The following is a 15,815-nucleotide window of genomic DNA, read 5'->3' on the forward strand; positions in this document are numbered from 1 at the left end:
ATTTTTCATCTAAAATTTTGGCAAAAGGCATCAATGAATTTTCAGTAGATGTTGGGGTTCCTCGTTATAACTATGGGTTGTATTCAAACGATTATGATGATGCCACCTTTGCTTCGGGCGCGATTCGATATGGCTACAGCAACTCACTGACTTTAAGCGGTGGTGCAGAGTCTTCTACAGATGGGCTATCAAATCTGGGCACAGGTTTTGCCAAGAACCTGTTTGGTTTTGGGGTAATTAATGCCGACATTGCAGCGAGCCAGTATAAAGATGAAAACGGTTATTCTGTCTTGGTTGGTTTAGAAGGGCGTATCAGCAAGAATATTTCGTTTAATACCAGTTACCGCAAAGTATTTGATAACTATTTTGACCTTGCCCGTGTGTCCCAAGTTCGATATTTAAAAGATAACCAGATCAATGCTGAACCCAAAAATTATTTGAGCTACAGTGCACTGGCAGATGAGATTTTTAGGGCAGGAATTAACTATAATTTTTATGAGGGGTATGGAGCTTATCTGGGTTATAACCAGATCAAATTTAGCGATAATTCTTATAAGTTAGTGTCTGCCAATTTGAGTGGAAGTTTGAACAAGAACTGGGGATTTTATACCTCAGCGTATAAAGATTATGAAAATCACAAAGATTATGGCATTTACTTTGCGTTGCGTTATACACCATCTACCAGAGTTAATGCGATTACAAGTATTTCTAATGAAAGTGGTAAAACAACATATAGACAAGAAATAAATGGATTTAGTGACCCACAAATCGGTGCATTTGGATGGGGAGGCTATGTTGAGCACGATCAGGATGCCAATCAAAACAATGCATCGGTCTATGCCTCTTACCGTGCCCGTGCTGCTTATCTGACAGGTCGATACAACCGAATTGGGGATAATGACCAAGTTGCAGTTTCAGCGACAGGATCGTTGGTTGCGGCAGCAGGACGAGTCTTTGCAGCCAATGAAATTGGTGACGGCTATGCAGTTGTGATCAATGCTGGGCCACAAAGTCAAATTCTAAATGGTGGAGTCAATTTAGGAGCGACTGATAGAACTGGTCGATTCTTAATTTCAAATTTAAGACCCTATCAGCTTCATCATATCTACCTAGATCCATCATATTTACCTTTAGAATGGGATGTTACTTCAACTAACCAAACAGCATTTGTGGGTTATCGCCAAGGAACCTTAGTAGACTTTGGTGCTCATCAGGTTATTTCAGGGTTAGTAAAACTTGTTGATTCGAATAACTCAGCGTTATTACCAGGTTATAGCGTTCGAATTAATGGACAGCAAGATGGGGTAGTTGGCTACGACGGTGAAGTATTTATTCCAAATCTATTAAAACAAAACAAACTTGAAGTCGATCTTCTGGATCATGGTTCATGCCAAGTTAATTTTGCATATGAAAATAAGCAATACAGTGCTAAAAAATTGGGGCCTTATGTATGTCGATAACTACTGCGAGTCATAGTTTTTGGATGAAGAGTAAAAAGTTTTCATTGGCCATAAAGTATATTTTAGCAATTGTTCTGTCTTTTATATTATATGCATTTTTTAGCTCTGCACATGCTGCTTGTACGGTAACGGGAACGACTAATAGTACGTATACCTATACGGCTGCCACAATTAATAGTGATGCAAACATCAACTTTTCTGGCACGATTAGCTGTCTTGGGGGGCGTACTACTCCTGAAATTTCAGCTTATATGTGTATGAAAACCGTATTTACGGGAACTACGAACGCCAATAACAGCATTTCATTACCTTATACGGTCACTGCAACTGTGGGTGGCGCAGGTTCTTCTACCACAAATCAGACCTCAAATGTTTGGTATGGACCAGTGAGAACGGTCGCTTCAAATAATATTATTAGTTACTCTGTAAATGTAAAAGTACCAGCCCGCACTGGTTCGCTCATTGCATATCCTAAAGGCACATATACTGGTACGGTTCAGCTTTTTTGGGACATGCAGGCAAGCTCTAGCACTGTCTGTGAAGGTAATAGCGGAGGCGGTTGGGATTCAGGTAATGCCACTATAACAGCTAATTATGTTGTACCGAGTTTATGCCAATTAGATTCAACATCAAATGTCGATTTTGGCAATATTAATGATATTGGCTCGACTAGTCGTGATTACACTGCGCAAGGTGCAGTGAATACGACTTGTAACAATGGAACGCCATACAGTATTTATTTAGGTGATGGAAATAACCGTATTGCTGGTGGCTTTAGACGTATGACAAATGGTAGTAGTCAATATATTCCCTATCAGTTATATCAGAACTCGACTTATAGTACGGTATGGGATACTACAGGTGGTGTAACCGCGGTTGGAGGTTCTGGAGGTGTTTCAAAGACAGGATCGGGGAGTGCTCAAAGCACCAATGTGTATGGAAAAATTCCACAAGGTACTACTATTTCAACGACTCCCGGCAACTACTCAGATAGTGTTGTTGTTAATGTAACTTATTGATTTAATTTATTGTTTGGTGTGTTTTGCTGTTGGGTTGGTAATGTGAGTAGCCGTGATTTTTTGATGTGGTGCTTTAAGCCAAGTTTGATTTGCACATTTAACTCTATCTAAAGAAGCTGTCTATAAATTTGATTTTTTAATTGTTCTAATTTAAAGGAAGTAGAAAAGCTTTTAAAGAAAAGATAGTTGAAAAAAAGACGGTTAACGGTAATGTTGTTTTAGGATAAGTAAAAACAGAAAAAGACAAATTAAGAAAATAAGAAAAAACATCTGATGATTAAATACCTTATGAATATTAAATGTATTTTTACACAAGTTAACACATTGTACAAATTAAATTACAGTTCTCTTAGCTTTATTTAATCTTTCTTATCAATAAAAAAGCTTTTAGGGGCAAAGCTAGTTATTAATAAATTAGTTATTTGTATTGGAAACAAAGTGTTAGAATTGTAGGGTTGGGAGTTCTCAGATAACTTGTGATATGACTTTGATTAATTAAAGATCCTCTTCAGAGGTTTTTTTAATATTTGATTTCAATTTGCCGAGCATATTTGGGTACTGGGGGACAAAGAGCCTCACTAAATATCCATTATTGGAGGGGACTTTTATTTTTAAGTACTCCTCTTATCTTACGATAGATGGAATTTATGGACCAGCTATATTAAATGCTCTCAAATCTTATCTACCAAAACGAGGTAAAGAAGGTGAGAAAGTCTTAGTACGTGTACTTAACATCATGCAAGGTCAGCACTATATTGAAATCTGTGAGCGTAATCCAAGCCAAGAGCAGTTTTTCTATGGCTGGATTGCTAAAAGAGTTTCTTTATAATTTTTTTTGTTGCTGTAAACATATTCCACTAAAAGGGCGCTAGTTAGCGCCTTATTTGTACTTATTAACTAATCTATATCCTTTCAGTCCTTTTGCTCATACATAGCTTTATCGATCGCATCTCGTAATGTTTTAGTGCTTAGTTTAGTATTTTTTTTATTCATAAATTTATTGAATATTTCATAGACTAAGAAGAATCTATTCATTATTCCTACACATGATTCACGATTCATAAGTGAAGCTTCTAAAGTTGGGTTATTTAATAAAAACTCTAGACGCTCAGAATCTTTTGCTTGCTCCTTTGAAACGACGACACAGCCTTCAGGTATATCTTCAATTTTGCTTAGATCTTCCTGTTTAATTTGAATAGCTTTTTTCCACATCGTCCAACTAGTATTAACAAGGTGGAATGCATCTGCAGCATCTTGTTTTGACTCCTTATTTAAGAAATATTTCAAAACGTAATTTCCAAGTTCTAAATCAAAAGTTAAATATTCAAAATGGGAATTAAAAATATATTCTTTCTCAAATCTCTGTTGTTCAGTTCGCCAGGAAATCTGCTTTTTCTCTAATTCTGTAGAAAAAATAAATAAAAACCACATATTATTAAGAAAAGTATTATAATGAATTTACTTCAAGATCGGGACAGTTGAATTACTACCAATTTTTTAATTGTTCAATTACTAATCGACAGGTGTTTAGGTTAGCAAAATCGTAGACAGACCTTCTTCATTTTCTTGAAGAGGTGAAATAATAGTAAAGGGATAGTAAGTAATAAGTTCTAGTTTTAAGTAATTTAATAAGTAGTAGATTATGGTTCTAAAATTATATTTTCTAAGTTAACCAACTTAATGAAGCTATAGCATGAATGCGATCACTAAATAAATGCATATTGATTTCTATAGTTTTTTCTCGATCAGCCATTAATAAAAAAATCTTTTTTGTATCGACATCAGACCTATTAGTTAAATAGTCAATCGCTGAATTTAGATGGGAATATAGAATTTCTATTTGTTTTTCTGGGATAGAAATAAAAGTAAAAGCCAAAAAGCCAATCTCATTCATCTTTCTTGCATAATAGTCAAGAGAAGGCTCGTTTATCTTCTCTTCGTACTGTTTTAGTATAATTACAGAAGGGAATGGACCAAGCCCATCAGGAATATAAAGCTTCCCTCTAGGACTGTTTACTAAGTAATCAGAAAATATGTTTTCCATATGTGGCCTTAAAATATTAATGAAGGAGAGGTTGCAGAACACCTAAATTGTATGTGTAAAATGTGAAAAACGTCACAAAAAAAGTTTTATAGGTAAAATATCACAATGAAATATAACATTTTCTTATAAGATTTTCCTATTTTTGATTAAACAAAATAACTATCTAAATCTTTTTATACTTCTTTAATCTTAATTTTTGCTTATTCAAAAAAGATGATATATGTCTTAAAAAAGAACGATCAGAATCAAGGAAACTAGTAAAGAAGATGATAATTAAATAGGATGAGAAAATGAAATTTTTATTGCTACTAACGATTTTTACGTTGATATTAAATATGATAAGTATTGTCAAAATTCTTAAAGTCTTGTAAGAATCAAAAAAATTTTAAGTAGAAGGAGTTTTTAGTCAATGAAATTTTCATATAAAAAAACTATTAATTAAATATACTTCTATATTGGACTAGCTCGTTTTATTATGGCTAGTAGGAGAATGAGTATGCGTACATATGCTTATTTTAGAGTTGACACCTATGATAATTCTATAGAAGCATCATACAGTTCCTTGCTAAGAGAACATGGATATGTTGTACAAAAAAATAGACTGATGATTGAAGAGGTCGGAGTTGATAAACCTATTTCCATTCGAGACAAACTCACAAATTTGATCGAATATTCGATGGAAGCGGATGATTTACTAATTGTTAAGGGCATCGATTGTTTAGGTAGTAATTATTGTGAAATTTTAAACATTGTAGAAAATTTAGAAAAAAAAGGTATCCGTTTGATTTGTATAGATTACTCTAAACATGAATTGATTGGAGAAATAAGAGTTTTTTTTATCCATTTTTTAAAGTTATGTCTAAATTTTGAGAAATTACATCTAGATTCTAAAGCAAAATTTAAACACGGTTCTGAGTCTTATAAAGCTGGACGGCCCGAGAAGCTTACAAATGAGCAAAAGCAACTAGTTATTGAAAAATATAAAAAGGGTTGGAGTGTGTATAGACTAGCTCAGGAGTTTGAAGTTTCTAGGACGGTGATTCAGCGAATTCTCGATAATGAGACTAAAAAAAATGGTATGTAGATTCTAATTGTTATCTAAGAAGCCTTTTATAAAATTCTATTTAATTTAGAATATAACTCATGCTATATGTTCTAAACAGTTTGATGTTTTAATTTATATGAATTTAAAGTGGATTATTAGTTTAACTTGTGTAATGTGCTGATTGTTTTAATTTTTTGTTAATTTTATTATTTTTGGAATAAGCAGTTTTAATAATGTTTATTTTATTTGAATAGATCTCTATTGAAATATTTTATATTTAGAAAAGGTATAAAAACATGATAGAGAATATGAAATGTCTAATACATTATTAAAGATAATTGGGTTGACTACAATATTGAGTCTAACTGCTTGCGGAGGTAATGATTCTAGCAGTAACCAGACGCCTCCTAAAGTAGATCCTATTGATCCATATGTAACCATTAAAGGAACTGCAGTAACTAGAGATTTTTTATCAGATGCAATTGTGACTGCACGTTGTAAGGATGATTCGGGATTCAAAGATATCGTTAAGACAAATATTAATGGAGAGTGGGAAGGACAAGTAAAAGCAAGTCAGTTACCTTGTCGACTAAAAGTAACCAAAGATAATGATATTAATATAACGCACTATAGCGTAATTTTTAATGAAAATGATCATGTTAATATAACACCATTCACTGACTTGGCAATTGCGATTAGAAAAGGCTTCTCATATCTTCCAAGTGAGTTATATGGTTTAGCTGGTAAGGATATTAACTATATTACACTTAAGAAAAATTTATATGATAATAATACTTTCTTGGTTAGTAAATTATTGAAGGGTGCTTATAATATTGATTCTTCGATGAATTCTTTTAATGATGTTATTGAACCTAGGGATACTATGATTAATAATATTAAGGCATTTAGGATTGCAGCAGATATAGTTGAAGATGGTGGCTATAGTGTTTATATAAATAAAGTTTATAGTAAGAATCATGATGTAGTAAGAAAATTTCCAATTCTTATTAATAGTTCTATAGCTTCTCCTAATTTAAAGGCCTGTAGATTAGGGGAAACAAATGATATCTATACAAATTGTACAAATAGAGTCTTTAATGAATTCTATAGTCATGATTTAGTGAGTCGAAACAAAAAACAAATCTGTTTAATCCACATAATAGGAGGCGAACTTCATTATTTGGTGATCAATAATAGTAATTATACTGACTTTGAAGATTACACAATATCTCTAGAAAGTGGTTACTATGATAGTGCATTGAAAGTAGTGGATAAAGGTTATAAATATACAACTTATGTTAGAAGTCAGTATCTATCCCCAGCCTCACCTAAAGAACAATTATATAAACTAGATTTGAGTATTACAGATAAAAAAAGAGTAAATGGCATAAGTTTTACTCCTATTGATGGTCCTTTAGATCAAATAGACCACAGTACTATTAAATTTGCTGATGAATACATGTGCACTGTTATTTAACTATTTTTTTATGTTGTAGTGAATTGATTGTTGAGCATAAGAAGACATTTAACCGCTAGCTTAGGTCAGCGGTTTTTTTGTTAGTTTCAAATAATAATAACTCGATGTAAATTTACTCATTAGATGTGACGATCTTTAGAAAAAATAATAGGGCAACTATAAAATGAATTAACATCGGCCTTATATTCAAAATAAGACTCCAAAAAATGATAAGTAGATATACTGGGTTCTTATTTATTAATTCATAGGTGGTATTCCCTAACAGAACTCTTTTTTTACTATATGAATTAACAATAAATCAATTTAGTTCTACCCAAAATGATAGAATTGCGCAGATCAGTAATTTGATGTGTAGTTTCTGCTTTAAAAGCATGCAGTCTACAAATTTTTTAAATTGATTGGAAATTAAATTTGTAGACTAGTGAAATGCAACATTCAGCATATCAGTACAAGTGGATGCAACTTTAATTATGATTAACTTTTTGAAAATGCAAGATAAAGCAACTTAATGCAACCACTTACAATCCAAACTAGACTCGGCGGATTCTACTTTTTCTATTATTCCATTGTGGGCACATTTATGCCTTACTGGAATTTATATCTTCAAGATCAAGGGTTTAATTATCAGGAAATTGGTGTCTTATCTTCAATTGCCATTGTGACGCGTTTTTTTGCACCATTGGTATGGGGATGGATTGCTGACAAATCTGGTAAGCGAATGTTATTAGTACGGTTGGCGACTTGGATGGAATCATGTATATGGTTGGCTATTTTTATAGTTCCAAATACTTTTCAATCCATTGCTTTACTCATGCTTATTTTTAGCTTCTTTCAAAATGCTATTTTAGCTCAATTTGAAGGGGTTACTTTATTTTGGTTGGGCGATCAAAAAGCTAAACTTTACGGCAAAATCCGTAAGTGGGGATCTGTTGGATTCATTGTAGGTGTCTTCGTTATTGGTGCACTTCTAGAAATAGTACCTATTTCGATGCTTCCGATTTTATTATTAATTATTGCTTCATTGGCATTTATTTGGTCTTTCACAATTCGAGAACCGGATGGTGCACCTACTTCACAAAAGCGGTTAGAGCCTTTACTTCCCGTACTTAAGCGCCCGACAGTAGCTGCATTTTTTACAATTGAATTTATTTTACTTTTTTCGCATGCGCCTTTTTATAGTTTTTATAGTAATTTTCTGAAATCTTTGAATTTTAGTACGACTGAAATTGGATTTTTATGGGCTATGGGTGTTTGTGCAGAAATTTTTATGTTTTCAATTGCTCCAAAGATTTTTCAACGTTTTTCGTGGCGTAGTTTAGTGATTGTATGTTTACTTGTGACGAGCATACGTTGGATGTTGGTTGCACTATTTTCGCATTACTTTGTTGGTCAATTTTTTGCACAGTGTTTGCATGCTTTTAGTTTTGGTCTATTTCACTTAATTGCGATGCGAGTTATTTTTCAAAATTTCTCGGCTGGACAACAAGGGCGTGGACAAGCTCTTTACAGCACCATGTGGGGCTTAGGTGTGGCTTTTGGTAGTGTTCTGGCTGGACATTTTTGGAAAATTCTTTCCGGTGAAATCATCTTTATGTGTGCCAGCTTGGTTGTACTCTTAGGCTTATGTTTTGTAATGTGGCTTCCTAAACAAATTGATTCCTCAACGGCATAGGCTCGAAATAATGAAAAAACAAGGTATTTATATTGAAAAAAGCAAGTAAATATAAAATTGTTTGATGACTTGTTGTAGCACGTTACAGTTGAAAAATATTGTTTTTATATGGTTATGAACCGGTGAATTTGTCAAAAAATATGCTAACTTAAGTTCATGCGTTTAATGATTAATAAATCTATGAAAAATATTTATATTATTGGATTATTGTGGGCTTGTTCTGGTTTAGCTGTGGCAGAAACAGCGACTCAGCAGCCAGCCGAACAACCCGTTCGGACAGCAAGTAATCCTAATGCTATACGTATTGTTACGCGTCCTGAAATTATGGGATTATGGGGAATGGAAATTCCAAATAATAAGAAATGTGTGGAATATTATAATTTCCGTAGCAGTAATGATGTAGTGATCAAAAGTGGTCAAGAATGGTCATATGGCTTATATGAGTATCAACCGTCCGATGATCCTAAAGAGCAGTTAGCTGCTTTAGTCATGCAAATTAAATTTGATAATAATAAAATGGATTGTTCTGGACAGAAACAAGATCAAACAGGTGATGTTTCTCAATATTTTGTACAGTGGAAAAATGATCATACTATTAACTTCTGTTCAACCGCTAAGGGTGAGCAGTGTTTTGCGACTTTGCGTAGAGTACTACCATAAAGTAATAGATATAAAAAAGCCTCTTATTTATAAGAGGCTTTTTTTATTATGCAGTTTCAGTTTTCTTCTTTTCTTCCAATTGCTTTAGCAAGTGTTTTTCAAGGTAATGGATGTCCATTGCTTGAGAGCAGAAGCTCTTATCTTGCAAAATAAGATCTTTATGCAGAGGAATATTGGTTTTAATTCCTGTAAGGATCATTTCATCTAAAGCTTGACGCATACGTGCAATTGACGTTTCACGGTCTTTACCATGAGAAATCAGTTTGGCAATCATAGAGTCATAGTAAGGTGGAATGCTATATTCTGGATAGATATGAGAGTCTAAACGAATACCAGCACCGCCTGGCGCATAGAAACTTTCAATTTTACCCGGTGAAGGTAAGAAAGTTGTTGGATCTTCTGCATTGATACGACATTCGATTGCATGTCCTTGAACTTTGATATCTTCTTGTTGAAGTTCTAGTCCTAGGCCGCCTGCAATACGTAGCTGTTGTTCAATAATGTCAACACCAGTCACCATTTCAGTAACAGGGTGCTCTACCTGAACACGAGTGTTCATTTCAATAAAGAAGAATTCACCGTCTTCAAATAAAAATTCAAACGTACCAGCACCACGATATTGCATTAGCTGACATGCATGAACACACGCTTCTAAAATATCAGCTCGAGCTTGTTCTGGCAGGTTTGGTGCAGGCGCTTCTTCTAGCACTTTTTGGTGACGACGTTGTAATGAACAGTCGCGGTCATATAAATGAATCGCATGACCATTACCATCACCAAGAATTTGAACTTCGACATGGCGAGGTTTTTGTAAAAAACGCTCCATGTAAACAGTATCGTCACCAAACCACATTTCTGCATCGCGTTGTGCTGCTTGAACTGATTCAAGTAGTGTATCTACACGCTCAACAATACGCATACCACGTCCACCGCCACCAGATGCCGCTTTAACAATAAGCGGGAAACCGATTTCTTTAGCTTCTGCTAAGGCATTGTGGATGGTCACGGCATGGTCGCAACCCGGTACAGTAGGTACGCCTGCTTTTTTCATGGCAACAATCGCAGAAACTTTATTCCCCATGAGGCGAATATGTTCTGGGCGAGGTCCAATAAAAGTAAAGCCTGAACTTTCTACAATTTCAGCAAATTCAGCATTTTCTGAAAGGAAACCATAACCAGGGTGAATGGCATCAGCACCAGTAATTTCTGCAGCAGTAATAATTGCCGGGATATTTAAATAGCTATCACTACTTGCGCCCGGACCAATACATACTGCTTCATCAACAAAACGTAAATGCATCAAGTCCTTATCAGCATCTGAATAGATACCAACAGTCTTGATTCCTAATGTTTTGCAAGCCCGGGTAATTCGTAAAGCGATTTCACCACGGTTTGCAATTAAAACTTTTTGCAACATAGACGTCCCCGAGGTAATTACGCGCGATAACGGAATAAAGGTTGACCGAATTGGATAACATCACCATTTTTCACTAAAATTTCTTCAACCACGCCACTTTGAGTTGCTTCAATTGGGTTCATGATTTTCATTGCTTCAATAATACCCAAAGTTTCACCAGCAGATACAGTTTGACCTACTTTAACAAATGGTGCTTCGCCTGGGCTTGGAGCAGCGTAGAACACGCCAACCATTGGAGAAGGTTCAACTGCTCCACGTGGTGTTTTTGCAACTGGTGCTTCTGCAACAGGAGCTGCCGGAAGTGCTACACCAGCCGCAGCAACGACTGGACTACGACGAGTTAAAGCGATTGATTGATCACCTTCTTTAACTTCAATCGCTTGCAAGTCAGACTCAATCATTAAATCGATGAGTTTCTTAATTTTGCGGATATCCATGGGCGACTATTCCTAAACTAGTTTGGGTTAGATGGTTGAATTTTTTCAATGGCGTAATCGAGTGCAAAACTATAGCCCTTTGCACCTAGACCACAAATCACGCCAATTGCTTTATCAGATAAATAAGAATGGTGTCGGAATGCTTCTCGTGCATGAACATTCGACAAATGTACTTCAATAAATGGAATAGCAACGCCAAGTAGAGCATCGCGTAGAGCAACAGAAGTATGAGTGAGGGCGGCAGGGTTAATAATAATAAGTTTTACGCCTTCAGTTTGTGCCTGATGAATACGGTCAACAATGGCACCTTCCCAGTTGCTCTGGAAAGTATCTAATGTAATTGATGCGCGTTGAGCTTGGGTAATAAGTTGTTGGTTAATATCACCTAAGGTAAGATGACCATATACTTCTGGTTCGCGTTTTCCCAGCAAATTCAAATTCGGTCCATGAATCACCAAAATGGTCGAACTCATTCAGATTGCTCCAGCTCTAAAGTTGCAAATAGTCTTTGCAAGATGTCTGCAAAGTTTGCTTATTATGGCATATGTTTCTACAATTTTTTTATAATTTGTTTTAATTGTCGCAGAAAGGGTACGCCAAATTCGGCTTATATATTGTAAATTTTGCGATGATTTAGCAATGTTAAAAAATGACAAAATTTCAAGTAATTTAATAAAGCTTATTTTAAACTGAATTGACAAAAACAGTTCATGTATTTTGTGTAACGGCTGTAGAGTTCTCTTCAATTACGAGTAGGTCATTCCATCGAGTTAGATAGTTTTTTGAACGGTGACATTGTTTCATATGCCAAGATGGGCTACGCGAATGATAGCCTACTTGTAAATAGTGACTACCGAATCGATTACGGACTGTACTTAGTGTTTTCATGAGTTGTTGTCTTTGTTGGATCAACTCAAGAGGTTGCCATAAATCATCAATGTGATGTTGACGGGCGTGCAAACCACAAAATAAAACTCCAATCTTAATGTATCTTTTATTTTCTTTATATAAAACATCAATTTGTTGCATTGCTGCTTTGGTTAATATGCATAGATCATCTGTTGCATAAGTTAAGCCAATGGCTTGAGATGATGCTTTTTTATAAGGTGGTTTATCTGTTTTTTCATAAAGCATGACTTGAATGCAGGCACAGAGTTGTTCTTGTTTCATTAAACGCCGATGAGCACGATTGAGATGAAAGATAAGCGCTTGTTTAATAATCTCAATGCTGGATAAAGCTTGAGCGAAACTTCGTGATGCTAAAATTCGTTTTGTTAGGATGGCAGGATCATCAAGTTGAATGCAGGATTGGCCTTTTAGCTCACGAATAGTACGTGCCATAACCACAGAAAAAGCTTTGGCTAGATGGTATTCATTGGCAAAAGTTAAGTCTAGGCATGAATAAATTTCATAGCTTCGTAGTTGTTTGACCAATTGGTAGCCAATTCCCCAGACTTCTTTAACAGAAGTTTGTTGCATGAGGTCTTCAAGTAGTAGGGGATCTAAACTAGTGAAATTACAAATCCCATTAAAGCTTTTAATTTTTTTTGCATAGTGATTGGCTAACTTGGCCTGAGTTTTTGAATATCCGATGCCAATACAGCAAGGTAGGCTTAACCATTCTTCTAGCGTTTCTACGACTTTGACACAATAAGAATGGATATCTAGAGATTGGAGGTAAGGGGTAAGGTGGATAAAGCATTCATCAATAGAGTAAGCCTCTAAATCATCGGATGAGAAAAATTCCCCAAGAACCGAAAAAAAGCGACGAGACATCTCGGCATATAAAGTGTAGTTGCTTGAATAGACGTGTACGCCTGCTTTGAGAGCTTCTTCTTCAATTTGATACCATGGGATTCCCATCTTTATACCCATCTTTTTTGCTTCTTCACTGCGTGATACAACGCATCCATCATTGTTAGAAAGTACCACAACAGGCAAACCAATAAGTTTGGGGTTAAATAGTCGCTCACAACTGACATAACAATTATTAATGTCTACAAGCGCATAAATTTCTCGATGTGAGATTTCCATTATGATTCCCCTTAAAAATATTGGTAAAGCCACATGCATGAATTGAGTTTCATAAACACGATGTTGAAAAGTGTTGGGAGAAAATCACATTTTGAATATGTAACAAAATCAAGTTAACAAAATTTCTGGTAGAAAGCTAGGGTAGTCCCGACAGTCGGTTTCAAGTCGACAAAGAAAAGAAGATGAGGCTTAAATAATTTTTAAATAAAAAAAGGAGATCGTATAGATCCCCTTTTCTGTGACACATGCTATCTAATTTTTAATTACCATTTATGGCTATAAGAAACTTTAAGCGTTGCCCCATTTGCCACTAAATGGCTAGTGTTATCGCTAGTTCTTAATAATTGACTATAGAGAGGGTAGTACTTACGATTAAACATGTTTTCCAAACCAATCGTCACAGTGTCTTTCTTGTTAAGCGCAAAACTACTGATTAAATCGGCTGTTGTGTAAGACTTCACATCATAGCGACCAAAGCCATTTACACCATTTAAGCGGTAATCTTCTGAACCGAAGTATGTTGCTTGCAGGCGGTTCGTCCAAGTTTCAGTTGGGCTATAAGAAACGTAAGCTGTGAGTTTTAATGGTGGAATGCGGAAACCTGTCATGTCTTGTTCAGAACCGTTTTGAGGTTTTTCACGACCTTTCATCCACGTAACGCTACCACCAGTTCCCCAAATATTTGCATCGTCAAGATAGTCAAAAGTTGCTTCAACACCAGTTACTTTTTCTTTTGTTCTAGCAAGCACTAAGCCATTGTTAAAAGACTGCACAGCACCAAGGTCAGAAGTTGAGTGGAATACAGCTAAGCTTGATGAGAAATTATTGAAGTTTCCTTTCCAGCCCAGTTCGTAGTTATCAACTTTTACAGGTTCTAAAAATGATGAGCCAAGGTTAAAACCTTCGCCAGCATTACGGATGATTAAACCTACATCAGGTAACTGAAAACCTTGGTTAAAAGATGCATAAATTGAATGTTGGTCGTTTGGAGAGAAAGTCACATTAGCATTGTATAACCATGCATCAGCTTTCACTTTTCCGCCTGGAACAGTGTAAGGGTTGGTCTTACCTAATTGTGATAATGGAACAAAGCTATCAATTTGTGCATAGCTGTCTTCATAGCGTGTACCTGCTTCAGCTGACCATTGGTCATTAAAGCGGTGTTTTAACTGTATAAAACCGCCAACACTTTGCGTGGTGAGTTCAGGTAAATAAATGAGCTTGCCAATTTTTACAAATTCTAGACCACCTGATTGATCATAAATTTGAGGGTCAAAAATATCTAAAGGCATTTCGCTTTTTTCACGGCTGAAGTCACCACCCCAAACCAATGATGTATCGCCTAAAAACTCAAGTGGTGTGGTAACAGTTAAGCGGCTACCGAGTACATTATTTTCTTGATAAATCTGGTCGACTTGTTTGCCACGGTTCGCATTTCCACGAGCATCAAATGGTGAAAAACGGGTAAAGAAGTCGCGGTAATAAATTTGAGCATCAACCTTATTACCTAATAAGTCTTTATTGGTATAGGTTAAATTGTATATTTGGTTTTCATTTTTATTTTGGTCTTTAAGCTTTAATCCTTTGATGGCTTTCGCTGGTACAGTTCCAGCTGGAGCTTTTTTAACACTTGGATCAGATGCATAATCTGAGTCTTGCTCAGCATTATAATAGTTTGCAGCGAATTGTAGATATTGATTGTCATCAATATGGTAACCCAGCTTACCACCTACGCTGTAGCCATCGGAATCATAAAGGTCGCCCTGACTTGGTTCAGGTGCAACACGGTCACCACTTGCATCGTACGGACTACCAATACGTTGATAGCCAAAGTCGAGTGCATAATCAAAGGCGTTAAAGCTGCCTGTGAAATATTGGTGAATATCTCCACCCAAAGCATCAGAACGGAAATTCGTTAAAGGTGTTTGTAACCCAATGACGGTTTTTGCAGTAGGTTCACCACCCGCAGCTTTCGTGGTAATTGAAATAATACCACCCGCAGCGCCACCGCCATAAATTGCGTTACTGCCTCGAATGACTTCAATGTTCGCAATACTTTCAGGGTCAATTGCTGAAAGTCCTCTAGCTGTATCACGTGTGAGGTTCATTGGAACGCCATCGACCAAGATCAGGGCATTACGTCCACGTAAAGTTTGACCGTAATCTGTAATAGTACGGCTTGAGTCAGACAGGCCCGGTACAGCCTTTGCTAATACAGTCGCAATACTTCCAGAGGAACCATTTCTTAAAAGTTCAATCTGTTTTTCATCTAGCTTGGTGACTTGCTTAGCAGAAGTAGAAAGTTCATCTGCGCGTGAAGCGGTAATTGTAATTGTAGGGAGTGCTTCAGGCTTTTTTTCAGCATCTGTTGTCTCAGAGGCTGAGGCTGCAAATGCTGAATTTGAAAGAAAAATGGCCCCACCAAGTGAAAGAAGTGGAATGATATTTTTAACTTCAGACTTTCTTGTAAAAAGTTTATTACTTTTTATCTTATTTCCCATTTTCTCGCCCTGAGAGTGATTTTAAATTGAGCGAATTATAAATGAGAAT

13 protein-coding genes and 1 pseudogene are annotated in these 15,815 nt (G+C 35.8%); 7 read left to right on the forward strand and 7 right to left on the reverse strand.

Annotated features, from left to right (window positions below; genetic code table 11):
- The 3 genes and pseudogenes from AC07M3_RS15960 to AC07M3_RS15970 all read left to right on the forward strand — a co-directional run.
- Positions 1 to 1,460 (forward strand): fimbria/pilus outer membrane usher protein (locus AC07M3_RS15960; protein WP_494567814.1); only part of this gene is annotated, 1,460 nt, incomplete at its 5' end.
- Positions 1,451 to 2,479, forward strand: coding sequence for a Csu type fimbrial protein (locus AC07M3_RS15965; RefSeq protein WP_494567813.1), 1,029 nt, complete (start codon positions 1,451 to 1,453; stop codon positions 2,477 to 2,479). The genes AC07M3_RS15960 and AC07M3_RS15965, both read left to right, overlap by 10 nt.
- Positions 2,480 to 3,107: 628 nt before the next feature.
- A pseudogene (locus tag AC07M3_RS15970) lies at positions 3,108 to 3,308 on the forward strand (putative peptidoglycan-binding domain-containing protein); the annotation flags it as partial.
- A gap of 83 nt (positions 3,309 to 3,391) precedes the next feature.
- Here the strand turns inward: AC07M3_RS15970 and AC07M3_RS15975 are convergent.
- The gene (locus AC07M3_RS15975; protein ID WP_494567812.1) at positions 3,392 to 3,910 is read right to left on the reverse strand and encodes a hypothetical protein; all 519 of its coding nucleotides are present in this window, start codon (positions 3,908 to 3,910) and stop codon (positions 3,392 to 3,394) included.
- A 232-nt stretch (positions 3,911 to 4,142) separates the two neighbouring features.
- Positions 4,143 to 4,523, reverse strand: coding sequence for a hypothetical protein (locus AC07M3_RS15980; protein WP_494567811.1), 381 nt, complete (start codon positions 4,521 to 4,523; stop codon positions 4,143 to 4,145).
- Between the two features lie 496 nt (positions 4,524 to 5,019).
- Between AC07M3_RS15980 and AC07M3_RS15985 the strand changes: the two genes are divergently transcribed.
- The 4 genes from AC07M3_RS15985 (at position 5,020) to AC07M3_RS16000 (ending at position 9,377) form a co-directional block, all read left to right on the forward strand.
- Positions 5,020 to 5,607 (forward strand): recombinase family protein, encoded by a 588-nt coding sequence (locus AC07M3_RS15985; RefSeq protein WP_494567810.1) that lies wholly within the window; start codon positions 5,020 to 5,022, stop codon positions 5,605 to 5,607.
- 274 nt (positions 5,608 to 5,881) lie between these two features.
- Positions 5,882 to 7,045 carry a hypothetical protein gene (locus tag AC07M3_RS15990; protein WP_494567809.1) on the forward strand — a complete coding sequence of 388 codons (1,164 nt, stop codon included), beginning with the start codon at positions 5,882 to 5,884 and terminating at the stop codon, positions 7,043 to 7,045.
- A 508-nt stretch (positions 7,046 to 7,553) separates the two neighbouring features.
- A complete protein-coding gene (locus tag AC07M3_RS15995) occupies positions 7,554 to 8,717 on the forward strand; it encodes an MFS transporter (protein ID WP_494567808.1) in 1,164 nt (387 codons plus the stop codon).
- Positions 8,718 to 8,873: 156 nt separating this feature from the next.
- The gene (locus AC07M3_RS16000; RefSeq protein ID WP_003652266.1) at positions 8,874 to 9,377 is read left to right on the forward strand and encodes a hypothetical protein; all 504 of its coding nucleotides are present in this window, start codon (positions 8,874 to 8,876) and stop codon (positions 9,375 to 9,377) included.
- A gap of 46 nt (positions 9,378 to 9,423) precedes the next feature.
- On the opposite strand, the gene accC is transcribed toward AC07M3_RS16000, so the two are convergent.
- From accC to AC07M3_RS16025, 5 genes are all read right to left on the reverse strand, one after another.
- Positions 9,424 to 10,794: an acetyl-CoA carboxylase biotin carboxylase subunit gene (gene accC, locus AC07M3_RS16005; RefSeq protein WP_494567807.1), complete on the reverse strand. Its 1,371-nt coding sequence runs from the start codon at positions 10,792 to 10,794 to the stop codon at positions 9,424 to 9,426.
- Positions 10,795 to 10,811: 17 nt separating this feature from the next.
- On the reverse strand, positions 10,812 to 11,231 hold the full coding sequence (locus AC07M3_RS16010; RefSeq protein WP_003652263.1) for an acetyl-CoA carboxylase biotin carboxyl carrier protein: 420 nt from the start codon (positions 11,229 to 11,231) through the stop codon (positions 10,812 to 10,814).
- Positions 11,232 to 11,248: 17 nt separating this feature from the next.
- A complete protein-coding gene (aroQ, locus tag AC07M3_RS16015) occupies positions 11,249 to 11,704 on the reverse strand; it encodes a type II 3-dehydroquinate dehydratase (protein WP_003652261.1) in 456 nt (151 codons plus the stop codon).
- A 235-nt stretch (positions 11,705 to 11,939) separates the two neighbouring features.
- Positions 11,940 to 13,265: a Y-family DNA polymerase gene (locus AC07M3_RS16020; RefSeq protein WP_199989713.1), complete on the reverse strand. Its 1,326-nt coding sequence runs from the start codon at positions 13,263 to 13,265 to the stop codon at positions 11,940 to 11,942.
- A 263-nt stretch (positions 13,266 to 13,528) separates the two neighbouring features.
- A complete protein-coding gene (locus AC07M3_RS16025; RefSeq protein WP_494567806.1) occupies positions 13,529 to 15,766 on the reverse strand; it encodes a TonB-dependent receptor in 2,238 nt (745 codons plus the stop codon).
- Positions 15,767 to 15,815 lie beyond the last annotated feature (49 nt).

Source organism: Acinetobacter sp. GW821-FHT09D10 (genome assembly GCF_059416285.1).

What these genes read in the sequence shown, in the direction of transcription:
- AC07M3_RS15965 (WP_494567813.1), top strand. Translation starts at nt 1,451, where the DNA reads ATGTCGATAACTACTGCGAGTCATAGTTTTTGGATGAAGAGTAAAAAG.
- AC07M3_RS15975 (WP_494567812.1), bottom strand. Translation starts at nt 3,910, where the DNA reads ATGTGGTTTTTATTTATTTTTTCTACAGAATTAGAGAAAAAGCAGATT.
- AC07M3_RS15980 (WP_494567811.1), bottom strand. Translation starts at nt 4,523, where the DNA reads ATGGAAAACATATTTTCTGATTACTTAGTAAACAGTCCTAGAGGGAAG.
- AC07M3_RS15985 (WP_494567810.1), top strand. Translation starts at nt 5,020, where the DNA reads ATGCGTACATATGCTTATTTTAGAGTTGACACCTATGATAATTCTATA.
- AC07M3_RS15990 (WP_494567809.1), top strand. Translation starts at nt 5,882, where the DNA reads ATGTCTAATACATTATTAAAGATAATTGGGTTGACTACAATATTGAGT.
- AC07M3_RS15995 (WP_494567808.1), top strand. Translation starts at nt 7,554, where the DNA reads ATGCAACCACTTACAATCCAAACTAGACTCGGCGGATTCTACTTTTTC.
- AC07M3_RS16000 (WP_003652266.1), top strand. Translation starts at nt 8,874, where the DNA reads ATGCGTTTAATGATTAATAAATCTATGAAAAATATTTATATTATTGGA.
- accC (WP_494567807.1), bottom strand. Translation starts at nt 10,794, where the DNA reads ATGTTGCAAAAAGTTTTAATTGCAAACCGTGGTGAAATCGCTTTACGA.
- AC07M3_RS16010 (WP_003652263.1), bottom strand. Translation starts at nt 11,231, where the DNA reads ATGGATATCCGCAAAATTAAGAAACTCATCGATTTAATGATTGAGTCT.
- aroQ (WP_003652261.1), bottom strand. Translation starts at nt 11,704, where the DNA reads ATGAGTTCGACCATTTTGGTGATTCATGGACCGAATTTGAATTTGCTG.
- AC07M3_RS16020 (WP_199989713.1), bottom strand. Translation starts at nt 13,265, where the DNA reads ATGGAAATCTCACATCGAGAAATTTATGCGCTTGTAGACATTAATAAT.
- AC07M3_RS16025 (WP_494567806.1), bottom strand. Translation starts at nt 15,766, where the DNA reads ATGGGAAATAAGATAAAAAGTAATAAACTTTTTACAAGAAAGTCTGAA.